Annotated in this window: 21 protein-coding genes; 17 read left to right on the top strand and 4 right to left on the bottom strand. The window is 40.0% G+C overall.

Going from position 1 to position 26,588, the window contains the following annotated elements:
• The first annotated feature begins 218 nt into the window (after positions 1 to 218).
• Complete coding sequence (locus tag A4245_RS18065) at positions 219 to 1,160, top strand: DHH family phosphoesterase (RefSeq protein WP_199860711.1); 942 nt, start codon at positions 219 to 221, stop codon at positions 1,158 to 1,160.
• Positions 1,161 to 1,224: 64 nt separating this feature from the next.
• Here A4245_RS18065 and A4245_RS18070 read toward each other — a convergent pair whose 3' ends face one another.
• From A4245_RS18070 to A4245_RS18080, 3 genes are all read right to left on the bottom strand, one after another.
• Positions 1,225 to 1,422: a YtzJ family protein gene (locus A4245_RS18070; RefSeq protein WP_067730503.1), complete on the bottom strand. Its 198-nt coding sequence runs from the start codon at positions 1,420 to 1,422 to the stop codon at positions 1,225 to 1,227.
• 120 nt (positions 1,423 to 1,542) lie between these two features.
• Positions 1,543 to 2,052, bottom strand: a complete 510-nt coding sequence (ytrI, locus tag A4245_RS18075; protein WP_067730505.1) for a sporulation membrane protein YtrI — start codon at positions 2,050 to 2,052, stop codon at positions 1,543 to 1,545.
• On the bottom strand, positions 2,052 to 2,384 hold the full coding sequence (locus A4245_RS18080) for a sporulation membrane protein YtrH (protein WP_067730507.1): 333 nt from the start codon (positions 2,382 to 2,384) through the stop codon (positions 2,052 to 2,054). The genes ytrI and A4245_RS18080 overlap by 1 nt, the downstream gene beginning before the upstream one ends.
• Before the next feature lie 141 nt (positions 2,385 to 2,525).
• Here A4245_RS18080 and dnaE point away from each other — a divergent pair, with 141 nt between their 5' ends.
• The 7 genes from dnaE (at position 2,526) to A4245_RS18115 (ending at position 13,215) form a co-directional block, all read left to right on the top strand.
• On the top strand, positions 2,526 to 5,894 hold the full coding sequence (dnaE, locus tag A4245_RS18085) for a DNA polymerase III subunit alpha (RefSeq protein ID WP_067730509.1): 3,369 nt from the start codon (positions 2,526 to 2,528) through the stop codon (positions 5,892 to 5,894).
• Positions 5,895 to 6,135: 241 nt separating this feature from the next.
• Complete coding sequence (locus tag A4245_RS18090; protein WP_067730511.1) at positions 6,136 to 7,371, top strand: NADP-dependent malic enzyme; 1,236 nt, start codon at positions 6,136 to 6,138, stop codon at positions 7,369 to 7,371.
• A 545-nt stretch (positions 7,372 to 7,916) separates the two neighbouring features.
• Complete coding sequence (gene accD, locus A4245_RS18095; protein WP_067730514.1) at positions 7,917 to 8,777, top strand: acetyl-CoA carboxylase, carboxyltransferase subunit beta; 861 nt, start codon at positions 7,917 to 7,919, stop codon at positions 8,775 to 8,777.
• Positions 8,774 to 9,730: an acetyl-CoA carboxylase carboxyl transferase subunit alpha gene (gene accA / locus A4245_RS18100; RefSeq protein ID WP_067730516.1), complete on the top strand. Its 957-nt coding sequence runs from the start codon at positions 8,774 to 8,776 to the stop codon at positions 9,728 to 9,730. The genes accD and accA overlap by 4 nt, the downstream gene beginning before the upstream one ends.
• Before the next feature lie 175 nt (positions 9,731 to 9,905).
• Positions 9,906 to 10,865, top strand: a complete 960-nt coding sequence (pfkA, locus tag A4245_RS18105; protein ID WP_067730518.1) for a 6-phosphofructokinase — start codon at positions 9,906 to 9,908, stop codon at positions 10,863 to 10,865.
• 93 nt (positions 10,866 to 10,958) lie between these two features.
• Complete coding sequence (gene pyk / locus A4245_RS18110; protein ID WP_067730520.1) at positions 10,959 to 12,719, top strand: pyruvate kinase; 1,761 nt, start codon at positions 10,959 to 10,961, stop codon at positions 12,717 to 12,719.
• A 106-nt stretch (positions 12,720 to 12,825) separates the two neighbouring features.
• The gene (locus A4245_RS18115) at positions 12,826 to 13,215 is read left to right on the top strand and encodes an FxsA family protein (RefSeq protein WP_067730522.1); all 390 of its coding nucleotides are present in this window, start codon (positions 12,826 to 12,828) and stop codon (positions 13,213 to 13,215) included.
• An 8-nt stretch (positions 13,216 to 13,223) separates the two neighbouring features.
• Here A4245_RS18115 and ytvI read toward each other — a convergent pair whose 3' ends face one another.
• On the bottom strand, positions 13,224 to 14,330 hold the full coding sequence (gene ytvI, locus A4245_RS18120) for a sporulation integral membrane protein YtvI (RefSeq protein WP_067730524.1): 1,107 nt from the start codon (positions 14,328 to 14,330) through the stop codon (positions 13,224 to 13,226).
• A 398-nt stretch (positions 14,331 to 14,728) separates the two neighbouring features.
• Here ytvI and citZ point away from each other — a divergent pair, with 398 nt between their 5' ends.
• The 9 genes from citZ (at position 14,729) to A4245_RS18165 (ending at position 26,392) form a co-directional block, all read left to right on the top strand.
• Positions 14,729 to 15,850 carry a citrate synthase gene (gene citZ / locus A4245_RS18125; protein WP_067730526.1) on the top strand — a complete coding sequence of 374 codons (1,122 nt, stop codon included), beginning with the start codon at positions 14,729 to 14,731 and terminating at the stop codon, positions 15,848 to 15,850.
• A gap of 72 nt (positions 15,851 to 15,922) precedes the next feature.
• The gene (gene icd / locus A4245_RS18130) at positions 15,923 to 17,197 is read left to right on the top strand and encodes an NADP-dependent isocitrate dehydrogenase (protein ID WP_067730529.1); all 1,275 of its coding nucleotides are present in this window, start codon (positions 15,923 to 15,925) and stop codon (positions 17,195 to 17,197) included.
• 282 nt (positions 17,198 to 17,479) lie between these two features.
• Positions 17,480 to 18,421 carry a malate dehydrogenase gene (gene mdh, locus A4245_RS18135; RefSeq protein WP_067730531.1) on the top strand — a complete coding sequence of 314 codons (942 nt, stop codon included), beginning with the start codon at positions 17,480 to 17,482 and terminating at the stop codon, positions 18,419 to 18,421.
• A gap of 384 nt (positions 18,422 to 18,805) precedes the next feature.
• Entirely contained in the window at positions 18,806 to 19,498 is a 693-nt protein-coding gene (locus A4245_RS18140; RefSeq protein WP_067730533.1) for a response regulator transcription factor, read from the top strand.
• The gene (pnpS, locus tag A4245_RS18145) at positions 19,498 to 20,862 is read left to right on the top strand and encodes a two-component system histidine kinase PnpS (RefSeq protein ID WP_067730535.1); all 1,365 of its coding nucleotides are present in this window, start codon (positions 19,498 to 19,500) and stop codon (positions 20,860 to 20,862) included. The genes A4245_RS18140 and pnpS overlap by 1 nt, the downstream gene beginning before the upstream one ends.
• A gap of 135 nt (positions 20,863 to 20,997) precedes the next feature.
• Entirely contained in the window at positions 20,998 to 23,637 is a 2,640-nt protein-coding gene (gene polA, locus A4245_RS18150; protein WP_067730537.1) for a DNA polymerase I, read from the top strand.
• Positions 23,638 to 23,649: 12 nt separating this feature from the next.
• Positions 23,650 to 24,477 (top strand): DNA-formamidopyrimidine glycosylase, encoded by an 828-nt coding sequence (gene mutM / locus A4245_RS18155; RefSeq protein WP_067730539.1) that lies wholly within the window; start codon positions 23,650 to 23,652, stop codon positions 24,475 to 24,477.
• 13 nt (positions 24,478 to 24,490) lie between these two features.
• Complete coding sequence (coaE, locus tag A4245_RS18160; RefSeq protein WP_067730540.1) at positions 24,491 to 25,090, top strand: dephospho-CoA kinase; 600 nt, start codon at positions 24,491 to 24,493, stop codon at positions 25,088 to 25,090.
• A gap of 270 nt (positions 25,091 to 25,360) precedes the next feature.
• Positions 25,361 to 26,392 carry a glyceraldehyde-3-phosphate dehydrogenase gene (locus A4245_RS18165; protein ID WP_067730541.1) on the top strand — a complete coding sequence of 344 codons (1,032 nt, stop codon included), beginning with the start codon at positions 25,361 to 25,363 and terminating at the stop codon, positions 26,390 to 26,392.
• Positions 26,393 to 26,588 lie beyond the last annotated feature (196 nt).

Genomic DNA, 26,588 nt, shown 5'->3' on the forward strand with positions numbered 1-26,588 from the left:
ATTATTCGTGCCAAAGTTCTAACACAAATAGAAGTTACGTCGCATTTTATATCTACTATCCAATAATAAAAAAGCAAACCATCTTGTAGATAGCCTTATTTTCATCAGGTTCGCAAGGGGATTATTAGAGACATTCCAAGTTTAACCCAGTTAACTGTTTAAGCTAATTTTCTTGGTGCGAAAGTTGAGTTAATTATTAACAGAATAGGGGCAAAGTCATGCAAATTAAACAAATCATTGAAACGATAAAAGCATTCGACACCATCATTATTCATCGGCATGTAAGACCTGATCCGGATGCTGTCGGTTCCCAGACGGGGTTGAAGGAAATTATTAAGCATTCTTTTCCCGATAAAAAGGTTTATGCAGTTGGTAAAGAGGAACCCTCTTTAGCATTTCTTGCCAAAATGGATGAAGTTGCAAGTTCGATCTATACCGATGCACTTGTTATCGTATGTGATACTGCAAATGCAGCCCGGATCGATGACGAACGCTATGATATGGGGAATAAATTAATAAAGATTGATCACCATCCGAATGTTGATGAATATGGAGACATATGGTGGGTTGATACAGATGCAAGCTCCGTAAGTGAAATGATTTATGAACTCTATGAAAAAGGAAAAGATGATGGGCTTAAAATGAACGATCAGGCAGCCTTTCTTTTATATGCGGGAATTGTTGGGGATACTGGAAGATTCATGTTTCCGAATACAACGAAAAAGACGTTTCAATATGCAGCAGAACTCGTAACGTATAATTTTGACCGACCGGAATTTTATAGACAACTCTACAGTATGGAAGACAAGATTTCGAGAATGAGCGGCTATATTTTACAGAAGTTTAAGCTGCTTCCTTCAGGACTCTGCACGATCAAACTGTCGGAAGAAATTTTGAAAAAGTTTGACGTGACTCCTGATGAATCCAGTCAGCTTGTCAATGTAGTCAGTGACGTAAAGGGCATTAAAGCCTGGGTGTTTTTCATCGAGGAAGATGAACAGATTCGTGTCCGTCTACGTTCTAAAGGACCAGTGATCAATGAAATTGCTGCCAATTACAATGGGGGAGGACACCCGTTGGCTTCCGGAGCAACCGTATATTCGTGGGAAGAAGCGGAAAAAATGATAAGTGAACTTGACGATGCGTGCCAATCGTATTAGATTCTTGTTACGTAAAAAAGCAAAAGAAGTGATGATTTCAGAAAGCGAAATCATCACTTCTTCATTAACTGGATTTAGTCTCTGGCATCGGGATGAACCAGCATCCAGCATCCGTTTCAAGAAGCTCAACATGCAGTCTCTCTTTTTCTATCGAACGTTTCATGAGGCGAATAAGTTCTTCTGTTTCTGCGTAGGCATTATTGCCTTTTTTTAACTGAACAATCTTTTCGTTACGCATTCTTCTTAGATTGATGGGCAACATGATAATCGACTCCCTTCAATGAAGTGATTTATGTGCTGATATAATTATTATCATCCTAATTTTATAATATTCTATGCGAAAAATCCAGATAACTCATGCCAATGTCATGAAATGTTCATGTTAATTGGCTAGCTTCGGAATAACATCCACTTCGAGTTCCTGGCTAATGGTCAGCTTTTTGACCTCAAAATAATAGGTAACATCTTCAATCGTAAATCCTCTATTCTCTATCGCCGAGAGAAGCAACCGGTCACTTTTTGAGATGATGGCGATTTCCTGACCAACAAGATGGTTAATTTCCTCCTTAATCATTTCCTCCAGCTGCAGCTCAATCAACCTGTCCATTTTAAGTGATTCTCCTTCAGCTTCAGCTATTCGAATGATAATTGTGCTTACTGTTAGAGGCTCTCTTGATTTTTCGCTTAAATCTTCCTTATCTTGCAATAATGCTTCATTCTGGTCTTTTAAATCATTTATTTGTGAGGTCATTTCCATGTTTTCTGCCAAAAGATTCTCATACATGGTCCCATACATATAAATGAGGATAAAATAGGATACGAACGCACCAAAAAATGCTCCGGCAAAGAACCGCTGCCATGTCGGCTGTTTATGGTATGGAGGAACATGCATCAGGAAATCTCCTTCTGGACAAACCATTGTATGATGATGATACCTACTTTTACGCCGCCCATGGCAGACAGGATGAGCAGAGCTTGTTTAAAAAGATCTATTGGCGACCCATCGAGCAACCCTTTTTCAAAATTGGCAATGGCATCGAATGTGCCCCCAATTGCAGCTACAATCCCCCAAATCCGCAGTCTGTCAGCTATCCGGCCCATCGAAGTAAGGGGGGCGTCCCCTGTTGCAAAATCTCCAATGCTTCCAATAAAAGAACCACCGATAATTACGCCAAGAGCTATAAAAAAACAGTGAATAAAGACAGCGAAAAAACGTTCTTCCATTTCATATGCACTCCTTCTAAGGCATGCTTCTAACATTCTATGAGAAGCTCGGACATGTTATGCTTGTAAAAGTATATATAACCGTATGCATGTTCTGGATTGGTTGTTATAATAGTTATAGAAAGAAAAAGGCGGGATCGTATGGCATACACACATTTACAAGTAAAAAGCGGGTTTAGTCTAATGGACAGTACCATAACCATACCCAAACTGGTGGAACGGGCGCATGAACTTAAATTTACTGCTCTTGCCCTGACGGATACAGAAGTATTGTATGGTGTTATTCCCTTTTATCGCGCGTGCAAAAACTATCATATCAAACCGATTATTGGAATGACTGTATATGTTCGTGATCAGGAGGAAGAAGAGGGCATTCCTTGCGTCCTCTTGGCGAAAAGCAATCGTGGTTACAAACAGTTAATCAAGATCAGTACAGCGATTCAGCAGCACGGAAAAAAAGGTATAGAAAGAGAACAGTTACAAGGATACAGTGACCAGCTAATTTGTATTTTTCCAACAAATGAGGGGAAATCTGCTGGTTATTTCAGGGAAGAATCCGACGAAAAATTGATGTCGTATTTTAAAAAGTGGCAGTCGATGTTTTCTGATGGTGATTTCTATCTTGGTTTACAAAACCGCGGCTTGGAGCAGGACATGGAACATATTGAGCTTATAAGGGAATTTCATGGGAAAACCGGTATTCCTGTTACAGCAATCAATGATGTCATTTATCTGAACAGAAAAGATGATATCGCCTATGATTGCCTGCAGTCCATAAAAAAGGGCAACCAATGGAACATGAAAGTAACGGACGAAAAACTGAAAAATAGATATCTGCGCTCAGAAGAGGAAATGATGGAGGCCTTCCAAACATGGCCGGAACTGATCCACGAAACTAAAGCCATTGAATCCAAATGCAATGTTTCATTCGATTTTGAGCAGCGTCTGATCCCCTCTTTTCCTGTTCCTGAAGAGATGAGCGCGGAGGATTATTTGGCTGAAAGATGCTGGAGCAATGTAGCGAAGAAATACAGTGTTGTTACAGATGAGATAAGAGAAAGATTAACCTACGAGCTGCATGTCATTCAATCGATGAACTTTAGTGATTATTTTCTGATTGTAGCGGATTTTATTGGCTATGCGAAAAACAATCAGATTCTGGTCGGTCCTGGACGGGGTTCATCCGCGGGGTCAATCGTTGCTTATGTACTTGATATAACAGATGTTGATCCGATGGAATATAACCTTCTCTTTGAACGGTTCTTAAACCCGGAAAGACAGACAATGCCGGATATTGACGTCGACTTCTCAGATGCAAGGCGTGACGAAGTGATTGAATATGTCAGAAACAAGTACGGTAAAGATCATGTCGCCCAGATTATAACGTTTGGCACGTTTGCAGCAAGGTCCTTGTTGAGAGAGTTAATTAAGACAATGAATATTGATCAGCAGGATGCGAATTTTATCTTAAAAGCAATCCCATCACAGTCTAAAAACAGTATTGCTGAGATTATCAAGGAATCCGAGGAACTGAAGAGTTATGTGAAGAGTTCGCCAACGCTCAAGGCATTATTTGCTGTGGCTGTTAAGCTTGAAGGCTTGCCAAGACATATCTCCACACATGCTGCAGGAGTTGTAATCAGTGAACAGCCTTTAACCGAACATGTGCCATTAACCGTGGGGGCGGCAGATACATACCTGACCCAGTTTCCGATGAATGACCTGGAAGCGATAGGATTATTGAAAATGGATTTTCTCGGGCTTCGGAACCTTACTCTGCTTGAAAAAGTAATCCAGTCCATCAAATACAAAGGGGACAAACAAATAGCACTTGAGACCATACCGGATGATGACAGTAAAACATATGAATTATTGCGAAGCGGCCAGACAAACGGCGTATTCCAGCTTGAGTCACAGGGTATGAAACAGGTATTGACAAGACTCAAGCCGACTTCCTTTGAGGATATCGTAGCTGTAAATGCACTATTCCGACCAGGTCCGATGGATTTCATTCCTGTCTATATTGCACGTAAACATTTTAAGGAACAAGTTTCCTATCCACATCCTGATTTAAGGCCGATACTGGAACCCACATTCGGTGTTTTGGTCTATCAGGAACAGATTATGCAAATAGCCAATAAGATTGCCGGGTTTACACTTGGCGAGGCTGATATCCTGCGTCGGGCAGTCAGTAAAAAGAAGCAGGATGTGATGGATGAACAAAGAGAAGCATTTATAGATGGGTGTTTCAAAAATGGATATGACAGACAGGTGGCAGAACAGATTTTCGGCTGGATTGTCAAATTTTCCAATTATGGTTTTCCGCGAAGCCATGCGGTGGCATACAGTAAGATTTCCTATCAGCTCGCTTACTTAAAGGCCAATTACCCTGCAAGCTTTTTCGCCGAATTGTTAAGTACATCCAGAAATCAGCAGGATAAATTGAATGCCTATATCCAGGAATTAAAAATCTTGAAAATCGATATCCTGCCACCAAACATTAATCGGAGCTATGGTAAATACTCGGTTGAAGGATCGTCTATTCGTATGGGCCTATCTTCCATTAAGGGAGTTGGCAACCAGGCCATTGCTGAGATTGTCCGTGCAAGAAAGGAAGGTCCTTTTAAAAACTTATTTGACTTCTGTCTGCGCGTTTCTCCAAAATTGGTCAACCGTACAACTCTCGAAAATCTGATTATTGCCGGGACGTTTGATGAAACCTATGCAAATCGGGCCAGCCTGCTTGCATCTATAGACCAGGCTATGGAGCAAGGGGAGCTTTTCAATGAATTTTCAGGTCAGTCAAGTTTATTCCAAAACAAAATTGAATTGGAGGCTGGTTACGTTGAAATGGAAGATTTCAGCCAAGTGCGCAAATTAGCGGATGAAAAAGAGCTGCTTGGTATGTATATTTCCAGCCATCCATTAAAGGAATACAGGAAACGCCTGCAGGCTAATGGACATATCTCATTGAAGAATGCTGAAAAATTGGCAGGGAAACGAAATTTGACAGCGACAGCAATAATCCAATCGATTAAGATAATCCGCACAAAGCGGGGGGATCGAATGGCATTTTTAACTCTTGGAGATGAAAATAGAGAAATGGATGCCGTTGTCTTTCCCGACCTGTTCAGGGAGACAGGCCGCTTTCTTGAAGAAGAGGCAATGATCACTGTCACAGGCAAAGTGGAGGCGAGGAACAATAAGCTTCAATGGGTTATCGACCGTATAAGACCATTTAATGAAGAAGAACTTGATGATCGGCCCGAAAAACGGCTGTTTATCAAAGTGACGGCCGATACAGGTGCTGATGCGCTGAAAATGATCAAAGAGGTCGCAGAGCAATATCCTGGCGTGACTCCTGTCATCATTTACGATAATGAAAAGAAACAATCCTATCAGCTTGCTGATGACTATTTCGTAAGCACGGAAGCGGGAAGCTTAAAGGAACTGAATCATTATTTTGGCAGGGAAAATGTAGTCTTGAAAAAGCACAGCCAGCAGAATTGAAACTTTAAAAGGTTTACCTGATATTCCCCAATTTAGACATTACTTTACAGACAAAAAACTTCTGGTATAATATAGGAGTTATAATTGGTCTGACCACTAATGGCGTAAAATCTATTACTCTGACGATACAGCAATATTTGTTTATTACTTCCATGAATGAGCACCTTTTAGAAATTATGCAAATTATATTATCCATATACAGGAATAATAGACCATTTCCACTAAAAGGAGAGAATAAACAATGGCAAGCTTAAGAGATGAAGCATTGCATATGCATAAAGTGAACCAAGGTAAATTAGAAATCAATACAAAGGTGCCGGTCAATGACGCAGAAGATCTAAGCCTGGCATATTCTCCTGGCGTGGCTGAGCCATGTAAGGAAATATACGATCATACGGATGCAGTATATGATTATACAATGAAGGGTAATATGGTAGCAGTTGTCAGTGACGGTTCAGCGGTCCTTGGACTGGGCAATATCGGTCCGGAAGCTGCATTGCCGGTAATGGAAGGTAAAGCTGTACTATTTAAAGGATTTGCCGGAGTAGACGCATTTCCCATTTGTCTTGCCACCCATGATGTGGAGCAAATTGTGCAGACAGTCAAATTACTGGAGCCGAATTTTGGCGGCATTAATTTGGAGGATATCGCTGCACCAAACTGTTTTATCATTGAAGACCGTTTAAAAAGCGAAACAAATATACCAATTTTTCATGATGACCAGCATGGTACGGCAATCGTAACGGTTGCAGGCTTGATCAATGCTTTGAAGCTTGTCGGCAAAAAGTTTTCCGAAATAAAAGTAGTGGCAAATGGAGCAGGAGCGGCAGGAATTGCTATTATACGGCTGTTACATAGTTTGGGTGTTCGGGAAATGATTATGTGCGATTCAAAAGGGGCAATCTATGAAGGTCGACCATATGGAATGAATCTTGTGAAAGACAATGTAGCAAAGTTCACGAATGCGGATAAGATGGATGGTTCGCTTGCAGATGTGTTAGCAGATGCAGACGTATTTATTGGTGTATCCGTTGGTGGAGCGCTGACAAAAGAAATGGTAGTAAGCATGAATAAAGATCCGATTATTTTTGCCATGGCAAATCCAGATCCTGAAATTCTTCCGGAAGAGGCAAAAGAAGCTGGTGCTAGAGTGATCGGCACAGGCAGATCCGATTTTGCCAATCAGGTGAATAATGTACTTGCATTTCCAGGGATTTTCAGAGGTGCATTGGATGTTAGGGCTACAAGAATCAATGAGGAAATGAAGATTGCTGCTGCAGAAGCGATTGCTTATCTGATCGATGAGAGCGAGCTTCATGACGATTATGTCATTCCAAGTCCTTTTGATACTCGTGTAGCGCCATTGGTTGCTTCTCGAGTTGCTGAGGCTGCAATGAAATCTGGTGTCGCAAGATTGAAGGTTGACCCTGAGGAAATTGCAGAAAAAACGAGAAGACTTACCAAAAAAAATAAGTAGTACTCGTTTCACAGGAGTGAAGTCTTGCTGTGTACATCGCATCCAAGCAAAAAGTATATCAGGAAGTAATCAAGGGATTACAGCGGTTATCGAAATGAATAACGAAAAAAATCATTGAAAAAAGAAGCTGCAAAACTTGCATTCAGCGGTTAGAAGAAAATGATCTGACCGAATTAAACAAGATCATTGATTGCCAATGAGCGGCACAAAAATCATCCGAGCTTATTTTAATTATATTTTTGCTAAAACCGTAAATTAATTATTGACTAAAAACTGGATTTTAATGGAAAAATCTTCTTATGCTGTGAGCACAGAATTATACGAAGATGCCTTTTATTCAAAACTGGCTGGTTTATATTCTGAGCGTGATTATGATTCCATCGAAAAACTATTTATACATTGACCTATATAATAACAGTTGAGAGAAATTATTTTCCCTCGACTGTTTTTGACACTCTTTTTAGGAAGATATCGTTATGATGAGTAAAACGATTTAAAAGTGTACAAGCTGAGATGTCAAGGTAGGCATTAAAGGGGGAGTAACCTTGCTAAAAGATCTTTTCAGCAAGCGAAGGAAATATGCATCCATACCGAGTGAACAGTCAAAGATGGATGTTCCTGAAGGACTAATGCAAAAGTGCAATGGTTGTAATAAGATATATTACCGCAAGGAAATGAAGAAGTCGTTATATGTTTGCCCAAACTGTGGTCATCATCACTCTATGACTGCCTGGGAACGAATAGACTGTTTATTTGATGAGGGTTCTTTTCAGGAGTGGGATAAGGGAATAACCTCAGGAAATCCACTTGGTTTTCCTGAATATGAAGCAAAAATTGCCAAAGACCGTGAAAAAACAGAATTGAATGAGGGGGTAGTGACCGGAAAGGGGATGATTGACGGTATTTCTACTGCTTTCGCCGTAATGGATTCCACATTCAGAATGGGAAGTATGGGCTCTGCAATGGGTGAAAAAATTGCACGGGCGATTGAAAATGCGAAAGAAGAATCACTTCCTTTCATCATTTTTACTGCATCTGGGGGTGCAAGAATGCAGGAAGGCGTTCTCAGCCTTATGCAAATGGCTAAAACTTCCATCGCCATTAAACGTTTCAGTGACAAGGGCGGATTGATGATTTCTGTGATGACCCACCCAACTACAGGTGGTGTTTCAGCGAGCTTTGCATCGATCGGTGACTATAACTTTGCCGAGCCTGGAGCCTTGATTGGCTTTGCAGGCCGAAGAATCATTGAGCAGACAATTCGCGAGAAGCTGCCTGATGATTTCCAGACTGCTGAGTTTCAATTAAAGCATGGACAATTGGATAAAGTAATTCACCGGCATGACATGAAAACAACTCTTTTCAAGCTTCTTGAGATGCATCAGAATGGTGGCGATAAAAAATGAACCATGTACTTGAATTTGAGAAACCGATTGTAAACCTAAAAGAAAAAATAGCTGAACTGAAAAGTTTCACTGAAAATAGTGACATCGATTTGACTGCAGAAATTGAAACACTTGAAAGCCGTCTTTCCGTTCTTGAGGATGAAATCTACGGTAATTTGAAGCCTTGGAACAGGGTTCAGATGGCCAGGCACCCGATGCGTCCTACCAGCTTGGACTATATCGGTAAACTTTTCACCGACTTTATTGAGTTCCATGGGGACAGACACTTTGGTGATGATGAAGCAATCGTTGCAGGAATCGCATATTTCAAAGGAGAACCTGTAACCGTAATCGGCCATCAGCGTGGAAAAGATACAAAAGAAAATATTCGCAGGAATTTTGGGATGCCACATCCGGAAGGCTATCGAAAGGCATTACGTCATATGAAACAGGCAGAGAAATTTAATCGGCCTATCATTTGCTTTATAGATACAAAAGGAGCTTATCCAGGAAAGGCAGCCGAAGAAAGAGGGCAAAGTGAAGCTATAGCGAGAAACCTGATGGAAATGGCAGGGCTCACTGTGCCTATCGTCTGTATTGTTATTGGCGAAGGTGGCAGTGGTGGTGCTTTGGCACTCGGTGTGGGTGACCATATTCATATGCTTGAAAACTCCACTTATTCGGTTATCTCCCCGGAAGGTGCTGCTGCTTTATTGTGGAAAGATTCAGGTCAGGCACAGCGGGCGGCAGAGACAATGAAAATAACATCTTATGATTTAAAGAAACTGAATGTTATTGATCAGATTATCCCCGAACCAAAAGGTGGAGCACATCGTGACCTCGACCAGCAATCGTTGTACATGGAGGAAGTACTAAAAACTTCACTTGAATCCTTAAGTAAATTATCAAATGAGGAATTACTTGAGCATAGATGGGAAAAATATAAACAGATTGGTGACTATGATTTAATTTAAAGACTGTAGTAATAGAGGCTGATAATTTATAGTATCAGTCTTTTTTTTATAGGAGTAATTATAAAATTTCTCTTTATTTATGGGATATTGATTGCTATTTGCTCTGTTTTTATTTATCTTTGAAGAGTATAGAACAGTAATAAACGAATTTAATTTTGTGACTAGAGGTGTTAACATGAAGAAAATCGGTGTCCTAACTAGTGGAGGAGATTCACCAGGCATGAATGCAGCAATCCGTGCCGTAGTCAGAAAAGCTATTTTTCATGATTTGGAAGTTTTTGGAGTTAAAAATGGTTATCAGGGTCTCATGGAGGGGAATATAGAAAAGATGAACCTTGGTTCTGTAGGAGATATTATTCAACGTGGCGGAACCATTTTATTTTCTGCCCGTAGCGAAGAGTTCAAAACAGATGAAGGCCAGCAAAGAGCAATTGAGCAAATGAAGAAATTGGGAATTGATGGATTGATTGTCATTGGTGGAGATGGCAGTTTTCGCGGAGCACAGAAGTTAACGGAAAAAGGTTTCCCATGTATCGGTGTCCCAGGAACAATCGATAACGATATTCCGGGAACTGACTTTACCATAGGTTTTGACACGTCACTGAACACGATTATCGAAGCGGTGGACAAAGTACGCGATACTGCAACATCACATGAACGGACATACATCATTGAAGTTATGGGAAGAGACGCGGGCGATCTTGCGTTATGGGCAGGTCTTGCCGGTGGAGCAGAAAGTATTTTGATTCCTGAGAAAAAAGAAGATTTTTCAGAGATTGTCGATCGTTTGAATCGCGGGCACGAGCGCGGTAAGAAACACAGTATCATCGTCCTGGCTGAGGGTGTCGGAAGCGGTTTTGACTTTGGTGAGCGGATAGAAAAAGCAACCAAGCTTGAGACTCGCGTTACTGTTCTTGGTTATATTCAACGTGGCGGGACACCAACAGCATCAGACAGAGTGCTTGCAAGCCGATTAGGTGCAAAAGCTGTTGAACTGCTTATAAATGAGCAAGGTGGCAGAATGGTGGGAATTCAAAACAATAAACTCGTGGATTTTGCGTTTGACGAAGTGTTTGCAAAGAATCATTCTTTCAATTTAGACATGTATAATCTATCAAAAGAATTATCTATTTAAATGTTTGGTACTTAGGGGAAAGAATAAGCAGACCATTTTAGGAATGGAATTATCACCAATTAAAGTTATGAGGATCAAGGAGGAATACAATACATGAGAAACACAAAAATCGTATGTACAATTGGACCCGCATCAGAGACGGTGGAAACGCTCGAAAAATTAATTGATGCAGGAATGAACGTTGCCAGACTGAATTTTTCACATGGTGATTTCGATGAGCATGGTGCCCGTATCAAAAACATTCGGGAAGCAGCAAAAAATAAAAATAAAACAGTTGCAATTCTTTTGGATACGAAAGGCCCGGAAATCAGAACAGGTAACTTTAAAGAAGGAAATGCAGAGCTTGTGCAAGGAAATAATGTAATTGTATCCATGAATGAGGTGGAAGGGACTGCAGAAAAGTTTTCTGTAACGTATGAAGGTCTCATTAATGATGTGTTTGAAGGTTCTAAGATTTTGCTTGATGACGGTCTGATTGAACTGGAAGTATCCAAAGTCGATAAAGAAAATGGAGAAATTCATACGGTTGCACTAAACTCAGGTGTCATCAAAAATAAAAAAGGTGTTAACGTACCAAATGTGTCGGTAAACCTTCCGGGTATAACCGAAAAGGATACAGCCGATATTGAATTTGGTATCGAACAGGGTGTAGACTTTATTGCTGCATCTTTTGTACGGCGTGCATCTGATATTTTGGAAATTAAAGAAGTACTTGAAAAAAACGATGCATCACACATTCAGATCATCCCTAAAATAGAAAACCAGGAAGGCGTCGACAACATTAAGAGCATTCTTGAGGTTAGTGATGGATTAATGGTAGCCCGTGGCGATCTCGGGGTGGAGATTCCTGCGGAGGATGTACCTTTAGTTCAGAAGGACCTTATCAAACAGTGCAACAATGCTGGCAAGCCTGTAATTACAGCTACCCAAATGCTTGATTCCATGCAGAGAAATCCACGTCCGACAAGAGCAGAAGCTTCTGATGTAGCAAATGCGATTTTCGATGGGACAGATGCAATCATGCTGTCAGGTGAAACTGCTGCTGGTATTTATCCTGTAGAATCCGTTCAGACGATGAGCAACATTGCATTGAAAGCAGAGTCTGCCCTTGAGCATAAATCAATTCTGGATGAACGCTCCAAAAATGTTGACATGACAATCACAGAAGCAATCAGCCAATCCGTAACACATACAGCAATGAACTTGAATGTGGAAACAATCATTACACCGACGGAAAGTGGTCACACGGCAAGGATGATTTCCAAGTACAGACCGAAAGCAACGATTCTGGCGGTTACGTTTGCACATCATGTAAACCGTCAGCTTTCGCTCGTATGGGGTGTACATGCCGTGATGGGCAATAAAGCAGGATCAACGGATGAAATGCTGGATATAGCAATCGATAAAGGCTTAACAACTGGTCTTTGCAATCGTGGAGGCAGAGTAATTATAACAGGAGGGGTTCCTGTAGGTGAAAGCGGCACGACCAATTTACTGAAGGTCCATGTAATTGGTGACGTGATCGCCAAAGGTCAAGGAATTGGTAGACGAAGTGCATATGGACGAGTTTCCTTTGCGAAAAGTAATGAAGAAGCGTTAACGAAAATAGAAGAAGGCGATATTCTGGTAACTTATGGAACGGAGCGGGAAATGATGCCTGCCATAGAAAAAGCTGCAGCGATTATAACCGAAGAAGGCGGATTGACATCCCATGCGGCTGTTGTCGGTTTAAGCCTGGGAATTCCGGTGATTGTGGGTGTCAATAATGTCTTTGAATTATTGGAAGATGGTCAGGATATTACCGTAGATGGTGCTAAAGGTGACATCTATGCAGGCCATGCAAGTGTACTATAAGTAACAGAAAATGAATAAAAATAGAAATCGGTGTTTTGCCGGTTTCTATTTTTTCATTTTTTTTCTTGGCATGATAAAATCAAGAGGAGGAAAGGAAGATGATGTTATGCGCTGGCTTTTGTTGGCTTTACTTGTAATCCCTGCTTCTGAGATTGGTGTTTTCATTTGGATCGGCACAATGACAGGACCGTGGTGGATCGTATTTCTCATTATACTCACTGGTATTATTGGTGTAACACTCGCCAAAAAACAAGGAATGGACACGTGGCAAAGGGCTCAATTGCAAATGAGCAAAGGATATCCGCCAACCGAAGAAATCTTGGATGGTATCTGTATTTTCATTGGAGCGGTGTTTCTATTCTCACCTGGTTTTATTACAGATACAGTAGGTTTTATACTAGTACTTCCCTTTACAAGAACACCATTGAAAGGTTTGATCCGTAAAACGATGAATAAAATGATGGGAAATGGAACTATCATTTATCGGAAATGGTAATCCGGTATTCAACCCTTTACAAACTTCCATATTATTTGCAGGATGCCTGACTGTTGAAGCGCATTGCCTAAAACGATCAACAGTGGAGCAATCAACACTCCTGCAACCCCCCATATTTGGATTCCGATGAACATCCCAACCAAAACAGCCAATGGATGAATCCCGATTTTAGAAGAAAGTATTTTCGGTTCCAGAATTTGTCTGGAAATAATGACAATCATATACAGAATGCAAAGTCCTATTGTCAAATGATAATCTGATACGGCATATAAGTACAGAATCCAAGGGATGAATATAATTCCTGTTCCTATAAAAGGGATTAAGTCCAATGCAGCTGCAAACAGAACAATTGTCAGTGCATGATCAACCTGGAGGACCAGGAGGCCGGCCAGTATGATGCATACGGAAATAAACATCAGTGTCAGCTGTGCGCGGAAATATCCACTGACTGCAAGTTTGAAATGATTAAAAAGCTCCTGGATCGTTTTGCCTGCACGAAAAGGCATCATTTTTTCGGTTAGTTGCTTCAGGTTTTCATAATCATTCGTTATCATAAATGCGGCAAGTAAAATGAAAATGATCGTTGTTATCGATCCTGGTACTACTGCAAGCAAATCAGGTATTTTTGCCAGGCTGTTTTGCAGGATGTCCGCACCTGAGGATGCAACAAAGTCGGATAATGAGCGAATATATTCATTGATCGTACTTTGCTGGTTTGGATCCAAGGTATGAAAAAAAGACATAACCTTCTGATACACAGGTAATAAATGATTGCTGAAAAGGTTTTCCAGTATAAAAACAAAGGAGTGAAAATGTTTCGGTATTTGTTCTGCCAAAAACAGAGAGCCCTGATATACCTCGGTAATGATCAGCAACAACAGTCCGAAGCAAAATACAAGCAACCCGATTATCGTGACAAATATGGAAATAAACCTTGGCAATCTTGCTTTGTTTTCAAGAAAACTTACTACCGGATGAATAAGTATCGAAATAATTGCGGCAAAAATAAGCGGATAAATAAAACGGAATATATAAATAAAAAACATGCCCACTGCTATAAAACCAACGATTACTAATAAAAGCCGTAAAGTTTGCCATACTACCGGTTTGTACATCGTAAAGCTCCCCCAATATCACCTGAAATCCAGGCTTGGACACATGCCTGTACTATTTTACATATGTTAAATACTGAAAAAATAGACTTCCGATATGTTCAGCTGCATTGCATTGTTATTTAACGACAGCAAACAATGAAAATCTTATTATTTAAGTAAATATTAGAAATATAAACGGTTTCAATTCACTTTCTAGCAAATTTACTTTATAATGTAACTGGGGTAGACAATAATAGATTGCTTAAAAGTTTATAAATATTTAAGTGGAAGCGTAGCATGACTTCTGCTGTGTGAAAATAGGAACAACAACAGAATCGCGTGTTATGAAGATTATTGTCACATAAAATTGTGGAGGAAAATCACGCCACAATTAATTTATGAAAAAGGAGAGGGTTAACATGACAACATCGACCAAGGGGTTAGAAGGTATTGTTGCAACTCAATCAACAATCAGTTCCATCATTGATGATCAGCTATCCTATGTGGGTTATAAAATTGATGATTTGGCTGAAAACTCAAGTTTTGAAGAGGTAATATATTTACTTTGGAACCTAAAACTTCCAACGGCGGCAGACTTGGAAGAGATGAAAAATGCACTTGCAGATAACATGGAAATCCCCGACGCAATCATCGACCATTTACGTTCGTACGATCTATCAACGGTCCATCCGATGGCAGCGTTGCGTACCGCGGTTTCATTGCTTGGTTTATATGATACGGATGCAGATGTGATGGAACCTGAAGCGAATAAACAGAAAGCAATCCGAATCCAGGCAAAAATTGCCACGATTGTAGCGGCCTTTTCAAGAATCCGTAATGGCCAGGATCCCGTAAAACCAAAAAAAGATCTGGGATATGCCGAAAATTTCTTATATATGCTCAATGGAAAAAAAGCTGAAGCAATTGAAATCGAGGCGATTAATAAAGCCTTGGTACTTCATGCTGACCATGAATTAAACGCTTCCACTTTTACTGCAAGAGTTTGTGTTGCGACTCTATCAGACATTTATTCTGGAATTACTGCAGCGATTGGAGCTTTAAAAGGACCACTGCATGGCGGGGCAAATGAAAATGTTATGAAGATGCTTACCGAAATTGGCGATGAAGAAAATGCCATTCCGTACATCGAAGAAAAACTTAATAACAAAGAAAAAATTATGGGCATGGGACATCGCGTGTATAAAAATGGTGATCCGCGTGCGAAGCATCTTAAGAAAATGTCCAAAGAGCTGACTAAACTTACCGGACAGGAAAAATGGTACAATATGTCTGTTAAAATCGAAGAATACGTGAAAGAGAATAAGGGACTTCCGGCGAATGTGGATTTTTACAGTGCATCTGTTTATCACAGCCTGGGAATTGACCATGATCTGTTCACACCGATTTTCGCTGTAAGCCGTACATCTGGATGGCTCGCACATATTCTGGAGCAATATGACAACAATCGTCTGATCCGTCCGCGTGCTGAATATACTGGTCCAGAGCTACAGGATTATGTACAGCTGACTCAACGTGGCTAATTATTAGTGGGAAACGGAGATAGCTGGACATTCAGCTATTCTCTTTGAATAAATTTAGGAGGGTATTACTTAATGGCACAGGGAGAAAAAATTATCGTAGAAAATGGAAACATGAAGGTACCAAACAATCCAATTATTCCTTTTATCGAAGGGGATGGAACTGGTCCAGACATTTGGGCATCAGCCAGAGAGGTTATTGAAGCGTCTGTAGAGAAAGCTTATAATGGTGAGAAAAAAATCGACTGGATGGAAGTTTACGCTGGTCAGAAAGCATTCGATAAAACTGGAGAATGGCTTCCGCAAGATACTTTGGATAAGATTAACGAATATAAAATTGCAATTAAAGGGCCTCTGACGACACCAATTGGTGGGGGAATCCGTTCTCTAAACGTTGCATTGCGTCAGGAACTTGATTTGTTCACTTGCCTGCGTCCAGTACGTTATTTCGAAGGTGTACCATCACCTGTTAAACGTCCGGAAGATGTCGATATGGTTATTTTCCGGGAAAATACAGAAGATATCTATGCAGGTATCGAATGGCAAAAAGGGTCCGATGAAGTGAAAAAAGTCATGGACTTCCTAAAAAGTGAAATGGGCGTAAACAAAGTTCGTTTCCCGGAAACATCTGGTCTTGGGATCAAGCCGATTTCAGAAGAAGGGACAAAACGTCTAGTTCGTTCCGCAATAGAATACGCATTAACGGAAGGACGCAAAAGTGTTACTTTAGTACATAAAGGTAACATCATGAAATTTACAGAAGGTGCATTCAAACAATGGGGGTATGAAGTAGCTGAGGAAGAATACGGCGATAAAGTATTCACCTGGGCAGAATACGACCGTCTTGTTGAATCAGATGGGAAAGATGCAGCCAATAAAGCACAGGATGAAGCTCTGGCATCAGGAAAAATCCTTGTTAAAGATGCAATTGCAGATATCTTCCTGCAACAGATTCTGACCCGTCCAAAAGAATTTGATGTTGTTGCAACAATGAACCTGAACGGAGATTATATTTCTGATGCACTTGCTGCACAAGTTGGCGGTATCGGTATTGCTCCAGGAGCGAACATCAATTATGATACTGGGCATGCAATATTTGAAGCTACTCATGGTACAGCTCCAAAATATGCAGGACTGGATAAAGTAAATCCATCATCTGTAATTCTGTCTGCTGTATTGATGCTTGAACATCTTGGCTGGAGAGAAGCTGCAGATCTGATTACAGCTTCCATGGATAAAACGATTGCATCAAAAGTCGTAACATACGATTTTGCACGCCTGATGGACGGCGCTACAGAAGTTAAGTGTTCTGAGTTCGGACAGGAACTAATTAAAAATATGGCAAAATAATTAAAATACAATGCGACGGAATGGTGTAAGAGCCAGTTCGTCGCGTAACCTTTTATTCTGTAAGAACGGGCAAATAAGATTTTCCTCCTAAAATGGAAGTATACAACAATAGTTTAGGTGTGAAATTAAATTTCCTGTAAACTCCGATTAGTTTAAGCTCTTCTTTTCATATCCTGCAGCACCAGCAGTCAGTTCAGGGTGAAGGAAACCAGAGAGACTGTAGTTTCACCTTATTCTCAGACGTTTTAAAATCTGCAATATTATAAAAAGGAGATTTTTAATATGGGATTAAAAAGAAATAAGATTTCAGTTATCGGGTCTGGTTTTACCGGAGCCACTACAGCATTAATGCTTGCGCAAAAAGAACTTGGGGATGTAGTGCTTGTGGATATCCCACAAATGGAAGATCCGACAAAGGGAAAAGCACTTGATATGGCAGAGGCAGCACCAGTTCAAGGCTTTGATGCCAAAATTACCGGTACATCCAATTATGAGGATACTAAGGATTCTGATTTGGTTATTATCACTGCTGGTATAGCGAGAAAACCAGGTATGAGCCGCGATGATTTGGTAAATACAAATGCTGGGATCATGAAATCTGTTGCGAAAGATGTTGTGAAATATTCACCAGAGACTACGATTGTCGTGCTGACAAACCCCGTAGATGCGATGACTTATACTGTATTCAAGGAGTCTGGATTGCCGAAAGAACGGGTTATCGGACAGTCAGGAGTTTTGGATACGGCTCGTTTCCGTACATTTGTCGCAGAGGAATTGAACTTGTCTGTGAAAGATGTTACCGGATTTGTGCTTGGTGGACATGGCGATGATATGGTACCACTGATCCGGTATTCATATGCTGGTGGCATTCCGTTGGAAACATTGATTTCCAAAGAGCGGCTTGAAGAAATTGTTCAGCGCACACGTACAGGCGGAGGCGAAATCGTCAATCTGCTTGGTAATGGCAGTGCCTACTATGCACCTGCAGCTTCTCTCACTGTGATGGCAGAATCGATTCTAAAAGACCAGCGGCGAGTGATCCCTTCCATCGCATATCTCGAGGGTGAGTATGGTTACAATGACATTTACCTTGGAGTTCCAACAATCCTTGGAGGGAAAGGTATTGAGGAGATTATCGAATTAGACCTGACGGATGATGAAAAAACAGCATTGGACAAATCGGCTGATTCAGTTAAAAATGTGCTTTCCGTATTAAACAATTGACATAGAAATCGAAATCTCCGGTTACGTATACAGGTAGCCGGAGATTTTTATACATGCCGATAAGCTTCCGAAAGACGGACAAGCCCTTCACTAGTCAAGGTCTACCACATAAAAGATTGGCTCTTTTCGTAAGTTTTATTGTTATTTAATAGGTGCATTAATCATAAACTTTAGAGATAGTTCTTTCTTTCGGATGAGTAATCGTTGAGACCGCGATATTTCTCAGAAAACTACCAAAGATTTTTCGACAAAATTCGGGGAGTGACAGGCACCTTCTTGTAAAATTTTGTTTACATTTCTTTATACGTTATACGTTTATTGAGAATAATGATAAGATGATGATATAAGAGAAAAATTTGCAGCTGAAGATGGGGGTACTTGATTATGAGTCAGAAAATATTGATTGTAGATGATGAAAAACCAATTGTAACTCTATTGAACTACAATATTGAGAATGCTGGTTTTCAAACAGAGGTTGCATATGATGGCCGGGAAGCGATCAATAAATGTGAAAAAAATGAATATGATTTGATCGTACTGGATCTGATGCTTCCGGAAATGGACGGGATTGAAGTTTGCAGACATTTACGCATGAATAAAATCGAAACACCTATTTTAATGCTGACTGCAAAGGGAGAAGAGTTTGATAAAGTCCTTGGTCTCGAGATGGGTGCAGATGATTATTTAACAAAACCATTCAGCCCAAAAGAAGTCGTTGCAAGGATTAAAGCTATATTAAGAAGAAGTAAAAAGTCAGCAGAACAGAGTTTCAATGTGATGAGGATCGGAGACCTGGTGATCTATCCGGAACGATATGAAGCAGAAATGAATTCAGACACCATTACTTTTACAAGAAAAGAATTTGAATTATTGTTTCATCTTGCAAAAAACAAAGGAAAGGTCATTTCAAGAGACCAGCTTCTCAGCAGTGTATGGGATTATGATTTTGTGGGCGACACGAGAATAGTTGATGTTCATATAAGCCATCTTAGAGATAAGATAGAACCGAACTCAAAAAAACCCGTCTATATTAAAACTGTAAGAGGGCTTGGATATAAATTGGAGGAGCCAATTTGATGAAAGACGTATTTTCCAAAACATTATTACCCTATGTAATTGCTATTGTTCTGAGTTTGACAGTGACAGGTTTGATCATATGGCAGACTAATGCCAACCTTCTTCTGTTAATTGCCATGATAGTAATCGAATCAATTCTTTTAATCGTATTACTTTCAGTCTTGTATAACAAATATGTGAAGCCAATCCAAAAGGCTGCCAGTACAATTAATGAAATTACAAAGGGGAATTACAGTGCCAGATTTCACAGTTCTGCAAGTGAAGTGATTGGGGAGCTTAGCCTTAAAATCAATTCACTAGCGAGAAACATGAGTGAGATTTCGATGCAGGAACAGATGCAGTCCGAACAATTATCTACAATCATTGATAATATGCAGAGCGGACTTGTACTGATCGATGAGAAAGGCTATATCCATGTAGTCAATCGAAAATTCATTTCTATGTTCGGTAAAGATGTGAAAGACTACAGAGGTTACCTGTATTACGATGTATTGGAAGTCGAAAAATTTCATGAGGCCGTTCAAAAGACATTTCTTTATGAACGTAATATTAAAGAGTCATTTACACTTAGACAAGGAGTGAACACTATTCACCTCGAAATAATTGGAGCCCCCATTTTCAATGAGCGGAACATGCTTAAAGGGGCAGTTTTAGTTCTGTATGATATAACAGAACTTAAGAAGCTGGAGAAAACAAGAAAGGATTTCGTGGCGAATGTTTCCCATGAACTAAAAACTCCGATTACTTCGATAAAAGGTTTTTCAGAAACCTTACTGGATAGTGGGCTGAATAATGAGGAGACGACGAAGGAATTTCTGACCATCATTTATAATGAAAGCCACCGTCTTCAATTGTTGATTGATGATCTATTGTCCTTGTCGAGACTTGAAAAGGATGATTTCAGACTTGTATTAAATAAAGTCAAGGTAAAAGAATTAATCGAAGAAGTCATCCCGGCCCTAAAGCATAAGGCAGAGAAGAAAGGATTAGTATTCACTGTTGATGCGGATGAAGATATGATTATGAAGGTGGACAAGGAGCGAATTAAACAGGTGATCATCAACCTGCTCGATAACGCGATTCATTATACTCCAGGAAACGGAAGTATTGAATTGTATCTGGGACATGTAAAAGACTATATACATATAAAAGTTGCCGACAGTGGTATCGGAATTGAACAAAACGCTCTCCCGAGAATATTTGAACGTTTTTACAGGGTTGACAAAGCCCGGAGCAGAAATACGGGTGGCACTGGATTAGGTTTAGCGATTGTCAAACATATCGTTGAAGTCCATGATGGAAAAATAGAAGTTGAAAGTGAAGTCAATCAAGGTACTACAGTACACGTCTATTTGCCAAAATAAACATCCTCCTTCACATAGAGGATGTTTTTTAATGGAAAAGAATAGCGTTTTCGGGAAATGATACAATTATTTTTTCATTTCTTAAAAGAGAATGCTAAAATGAGTTAAGGAATCATTTATACAGGAGGATAACCGATGTCAAAAAAATTGGTGTTAATTGATGGCAATAGTATCATCTACCGCGCGTTTTTCGCTTTGCCACTGTTAAATAATGATAAGGGCGTCTACACAAACGCAGTTTATGGATTTACAACAATGCTACTACGGATTCTTGAAGAGGAGAAGCCTACCCATTTACTTGTAGCTTTCGATGCGGGAAAAACGACATTCCGCCATTCCACCTATAAAGAATATAAGGGAGGACGTCAGAAAACTCCACCAGAGCTTTCTGAACAGTTCCCAGTTTTGAAAGAGCTGCTTGATGCGTTTAGCATTAAGCATTATCAGCTCGATCAGTATGAAGCGGATGATATTATCGGAACGCTTTCCAGGCAAGGGGATAAGGAAGATTGGAAGGTTACGGTGATTTCTGGAGATAAGGATTTGCTTCAGCTTGCATCTGAGCATGTTACCGTAAATGTCACGAAAAAGGGAATCAGCGATATGGAGAAATACACCCCTGACTATATGGTCGAAAAAATGGAAATAACTCCGGACCAGATTATTGACCTAAAAGCACTTATGGGTGACAGTTCCGATAACATTCCAGGTGTTCCCGGTGTGGGGTTGAAAACTGCAACAAAGCTTTTAAAGCAATATAAAACTCTGGATGAAGTCTATAATCATCTCGATGAAGTCAGCGGCAAAAAATTAAAGGAAAATCTGACAAACCATAAAGCGGATGCATTTATGAGTAAAGAGCTTGCAACGATTGAGCGTGACTCGCCAATTGAGATATCTGTAGATGATATTTCCTATGACGGATATGAGCAATCAAAAGTAAGTGCTGTTTTTAAAGATCTTGGTTTTCAGTCATTACTTAGCAGGGTAACGGATGAGGATGCAGAGGAACCTGCAGCGATCGAAAATATGAAGGATTTATCGTTTACCATTGCAGAGGAAATAAGCGAAAATATGTTTACAGGTGATGAAGCGCTCGTAGTCGAAATGATCGGTGAGAATTATCATCAGGCAGTTATTGATGGATTTGGCATTGTAAATGAAAAGGGAGCCTATTTTATTCCTGCCGACATTGCTCTCTATTCTGATGTCTTTAAAAAGTGGGCAGAGGATGAAAATAAAACGAAGAGTGTTTTTGATGCAAAAAAAACAATGGTCGCTCTTTTAAGAAATGACATACATATTAAAGGAATTACCTTTGATATGTTCCTTGCATCCTATCTGCTGAATCCGGCGGAGAACAATCATGACATACCTGCAATAAGCAAGCGCATGGGAAAAAATGACGTCTTATTCGATGAAGAAGTATACGGAAAAGGTGCAAAAATCAGAGTTCCTGAACAAGCGAAGCTGGCGGATCATATTGCTCGCAAGACTGCATCATTATTCGCATTGAAAGATCAGATGGAAGGACAGTTAAAGGAAAATGAGCAGTATGAACTTCTCAAAGAGCTCGAAATGCCATTAGCTTTAATACTTGGTGAAATGGAGCATCTCGGAGTACAGGTGGATATCAGCCGGCTGGAGGAAATGGGTGTGGATCTGAAGGAAAGATTGGACACTTTGGAAAAAGAAGTCTATGATCTTGCTGGCGAATCATTTAATTTAAACTCACCGAAACAGCTTGGACCAATTTTATTTGAAAAACTCAAGCTTCCGGTCATTAAGAAAACAAAGACAGGCTATTCCACTGCAGCAGATGTTCTGGAACAATTGCAGCACGAACATGAAATTATACCGAAGCTGCTTTTATACCGTCAGCTGGGAAAACTTCACTCGACGTACATCGAGGGACTGTTAAAGGTTGTCAGACAGGATACGAACAAAATCCATACACGTTTTAATCAAGCATTGACACAAACCGGCAGATTGAGCTCTATCGAACCGAACCTGCAAAATATCCCCATCCGTCTTGAGGAAGGGAGAAAAATCAGACAGGCGTTCATTCCGGCAGAAAAAGACTGGATCATGTTTGCTGCCGATTACTCGCAAATTGAATTACGGGTACTCGCACATATAGCAAATGATGAAAAACTTTTGGCTGCCTTTAAAAATGATCAGGATATTCATACACAGACTGCAATGGATGTTTTCCATGTGGAACGGGATGAAGTTACATCCAATATGAGAAGACAGGCTAAAGCAGTTAATTTTGGAATCGTATATGGAATCAGTGATTACGGACTATCACAGAACCTCGGGATTACAAGAAAAGAGGCGAAACGTTTTATCGAGCGGTATTTTGAAAGCTATCCGGGTGTGAAAACATATATGGAAGAAATTGTGCAAGAAGCAAAGCACAAAGGATTTGTTACTACTTTAATGAACAGAAGAAGATATCTGCCTGAAATTACGAGCCGGAATTTCAATGTAAGAAGTTTTGCAGAGCGGACCGCAATGAACACTCCTATTCAAGGAAGTGCGGCAGATATTATTAAAAAAGCCATGATCGACCTGTATTGGAAACTGAAGGATGAAAAACTTCAGGCACGAATACTTCTACAAGTCCATGATGAGCTTATTCTTGAAGCACCAAAAGAAGAAATTGATAAACTGAAAGAAATCGTACCGGAAATGATGGAGAACACAGTAGAATTGAATGTGCCATTGAAAGTGGATTATGCATATGGTGGCAGCTGGTTCGATGCAAAATAAGGAGAATATAGTATGCCTGAGTTACCAGAAGTAGAGACGATAAAAAATACATTAAAAAGATTTGTGTTGGATAAAACCATAGAAAAAGTGGATGTCCATTGGCCTAACATTATTAAAGAACCTGATGATGTGGAACACTTCAGGACTCTCATTAAGGGACAAACGATTCGGGAGCTTTCCAGAAGAGGGAAGTTTTTGCTGTTCCATCTCGATGACTATGTTCTTATTTCCCACTTGCGAATGGAAGGGAAATATAGCGTTCATAAGGCAATTGAACCAGTTAAAAAGCACACGCATGTTATTTTTACATTTTCCGATGGTGAAGAACTGCGTTATAACGATGTCAGGAAGTTTGGAACGATGCATTTATATGCCAAGGGTCATGAACTGTTAAATAAACCATTGAATCAGCTTGGACCGGATCCTTTCGATGACACATTTACATTTGATTATTTCTATCAGAGACTTAAGAAAACTGACCGATTTATTAAGGCTGTTTTATTGGATCAAACGATTGTTACAGGTCTCGGCAATATTTATGTTGATGAAACATTGTTTAAGGCCGGTGTTCATCCATTGAAACAGGCGAGCAAATTGACGAGGAAAGAAATCAAAGCAATTCAGGAGCAGGCAATAGCGACCCTGGAGGAGGCTGTAAAAGCTGGAGGGACTACGATACGATCCTATGTTAACAGTCAGGGTGATATGGGTATGTTCCAGCAGGAGTTATATGTATATGGTCAGGATAGAAAAGCATGTAAAAAATGTGGAACGGAAATAGCGAAAATGAAAGTCGGTGGGCGGGGAACACACGTATGTCCAACCTGTCAAAAAAGCTGAAGAGGTGAGTTGCATGTCCTTAAGTATAGGCTTAACCGGAAGTATAGCCAGCGGAAAGAGTACCGTATCCCTTATGTTTGATGATTTCGATATTCCTGTAGTGGATGCCGATAAGATTGCCAGGGAAGTTGTAGAACCAGGTGAGAATGCCTACGAACAAGTGGTGGAAAACTTTGGAAAGACAATCCTGAGAGAAGACGGAACATTAGACAGACCAGCTCTCGGTGCAATAATATTCGATGATGCTGCTAAAAGAAAACTTCTTAACAGTATAGTACACCCAGCAGTCCGGGAAAAAATGCTTTATCAAAGAGATGCTTATTTAGAGGGAGGAGCACAATGTGTTGTTCTGGACATTCCCTTATTGTTTGAGAGCAAGCTTACCGATTTTGTGGATCGTACGGTTGTTGTATATGTCGATGAAGCCGTCCAGCTAAAAAGATTGATGGAACGCAATCACTATTCGGAGAAAGAAGCCTTGCAGCGTATCCGTTCACAAATGAGCTTGAAAAAAAAAGTGAAGCTTGCTGATGCAGTCATCAACAATAACGGCACCAAACAGGAGACATACACACAGTTGGAAAGGCTATTGAATAAGTGGAAGCTTGTATAAATAAAAAGAATCCGGGAAGATGAAAACCTTATTTTTCGGGGTATTTTGCAAGAAACTGTAAAATTTTTGCTTATATTAGAAAACGAAGGCATTCGACCGAGTATTAGGCGAATGCCTTCGTTTTCTAATGGGCAAAGCATAAAGTGCATTTATGAAATAAAATTATATAAATTTATAGTATTTGCGAAACACTTTTCCAATTGAATGTGTTATACTAATTAATATAAAATTGATTAAAAGTATAACATATATGGGAGGAATAAGTTTCTTATGAATAAAACTCGTGTTGCCATAACAGGATTTGGGAGAATAGGGCGAATGGTGTTTCGTCAGGCAATTAAAGATAATCAGCTGGAAGTAGTAGCCATCAATGCGAGCTACCCTCCCGAAACGCTTGCCCATCTTATTAAGTATGATAGTGTTCACGGGGTTTTTGACGGAGAAGTGAAAGCGCTTCAGGATGGCCTTGAGGTGAATCAAAAAAAAGTATTGCTCGTCAATTCAAGAGAGCCGGAGAAACTTCCATGGGAAGAAATGGATATTGACGTAGTTATTGAAGCAACAGGTAAATTTAAAACAAAGGAAAGTGCTGGTCTGCACCTGGAAGCAGGGGCAAAAAAGGTAATAATAACAGCTCCAGGAAAGCAAGTGGATAAGACGATTGTTATGGGAGTGAATGAGACGACCTATATTGCTGAAGAGGATGATGTGATTTCCAATGCTTCCTGTACAACAAATTGTCTTGCGCCTGTTGTAAAAGTGCTGGATGACCGATTTTCCATCGTGAATGGTTTAATGACCACTGTTCACTCGTTTACGAATGACCAAAAGAACCTTGACAATCCACATAAAGACCTGCGTCGTGCAAGAGGTTGTACACAGTCCATCATTCCCACCACGACAGGTGCAGCCAAGGCTTTAAGTGAAGTTTTGCCACATTTGAAGGGAAAGCTTCACGGGATGGCTTTACGGGTACCTACTCCAAATGTATCACTCGTTGATTTGGTTGTTGATGTAGAAGATTCCGTAACGGTGGAAGATGTAAACAAGGCATTTAAAGAAGCTTCTGAAAACGAGCTTAATGGAATTATCGACTATTCCGAAGAACCGTTAGTTTCCATTGATTATACGACTTCTGACTATTCAGCGATCATCGATGGATTGTCTACTATTGTAATGGGAGACAATAAAATCAAGGTAATTGCCTGGTATGATAATGAATGGGGCTACTCCAAACGTGTTCTGGATTTGACCAGACACGTAGGAAGCTATCTTTTGCAAAAGGAAGCAAGAATATCATAATACTAGATTTAAGCAGTACACCTGTTTCGATGGATAAATCGAAACAGGTTTTTTGGTTTCCTGTTATTTGACCGCTTTTAATATGCATGGGATCCGCTAACTCGAACCAAAAAATAAATAATTGGTTTTTCGTTGTGAAATATGTAAAATGCGAAGTAACTTAATTAATTACAATTTAATTTGAATAAGCTGTGAC

Origin of the sequence: Oceanobacillus damuensis (assembly GCF_001618145.1) — a bacterium.
Classification (GTDB): domain Bacteria; phylum Bacillota; class Bacilli; order Bacillales; family Amphibacillaceae; genus Oceanobacillus; species Oceanobacillus damuensis.

Bases quoted from the DNA above. Each gene is read 5' to 3' on its own strand.
- A4245_RS18065 (WP_199860711.1), top strand. From the start codon at position 219: ATGCAAATTAAACAAATCATTGAAACGATAAAAGCATTCGACACCATC.
- A4245_RS18070 (WP_067730503.1), bottom strand. From the start codon at position 1,422: ATGTTGCCCATCAATCTAAGAAGAATGCGTAACGAAAAGATTGTTCAG.
- ytrI (WP_067730505.1), bottom strand. From the start codon at position 2,052: ATGCATGTTCCTCCATACCATAAACAGCCGACATGGCAGCGGTTCTTT.
- A4245_RS18080 (WP_067730507.1), bottom strand. From the start codon at position 2,384: ATGGAAGAACGTTTTTTCGCTGTCTTTATTCACTGTTTTTTTATAGCT.
- dnaE (WP_067730509.1), top strand. From the start codon at position 2,526: ATGGCATACACACATTTACAAGTAAAAAGCGGGTTTAGTCTAATGGAC.
- A4245_RS18090 (WP_067730511.1), top strand. From the start codon at position 6,136: ATGGCAAGCTTAAGAGATGAAGCATTGCATATGCATAAAGTGAACCAA.
- accA (WP_067730516.1), top strand. From the start codon at position 8,774: ATGAACCATGTACTTGAATTTGAGAAACCGATTGTAAACCTAAAAGAA.
- pfkA (WP_067730518.1), top strand. From the start codon at position 9,906: ATGAAGAAAATCGGTGTCCTAACTAGTGGAGGAGATTCACCAGGCATG.
- pyk (WP_067730520.1), top strand. From the start codon at position 10,959: ATGAGAAACACAAAAATCGTATGTACAATTGGACCCGCATCAGAGACG.
- A4245_RS18115 (WP_067730522.1), top strand. From the start codon at position 12,826: ATGCGCTGGCTTTTGTTGGCTTTACTTGTAATCCCTGCTTCTGAGATT.
- ytvI (WP_067730524.1), bottom strand. From the start codon at position 14,330: ATGTACAAACCGGTAGTATGGCAAACTTTACGGCTTTTATTAGTAATC.
- citZ (WP_067730526.1), top strand. From the start codon at position 14,729: ATGACAACATCGACCAAGGGGTTAGAAGGTATTGTTGCAACTCAATCA.
- icd (WP_067730529.1), top strand. From the start codon at position 15,923: ATGGCACAGGGAGAAAAAATTATCGTAGAAAATGGAAACATGAAGGTA.
- mdh (WP_067730531.1), top strand. From the start codon at position 17,480: ATGGGATTAAAAAGAAATAAGATTTCAGTTATCGGGTCTGGTTTTACC.
- A4245_RS18140 (WP_067730533.1), top strand. From the start codon at position 18,806: ATGAGTCAGAAAATATTGATTGTAGATGATGAAAAACCAATTGTAACT.
- pnpS (WP_067730535.1), top strand. From the start codon at position 19,498: ATGAAAGACGTATTTTCCAAAACATTATTACCCTATGTAATTGCTATT.
- polA (WP_067730537.1), top strand. From the start codon at position 20,998: ATGTCAAAAAAATTGGTGTTAATTGATGGCAATAGTATCATCTACCGC.
- mutM (WP_067730539.1), top strand. From the start codon at position 23,650: ATGCCTGAGTTACCAGAAGTAGAGACGATAAAAAATACATTAAAAAGA.
- coaE (WP_067730540.1), top strand. From the start codon at position 24,491: ATGTCCTTAAGTATAGGCTTAACCGGAAGTATAGCCAGCGGAAAGAGT.
- A4245_RS18165 (WP_067730541.1), top strand. From the start codon at position 25,361: ATGAATAAAACTCGTGTTGCCATAACAGGATTTGGGAGAATAGGGCGA.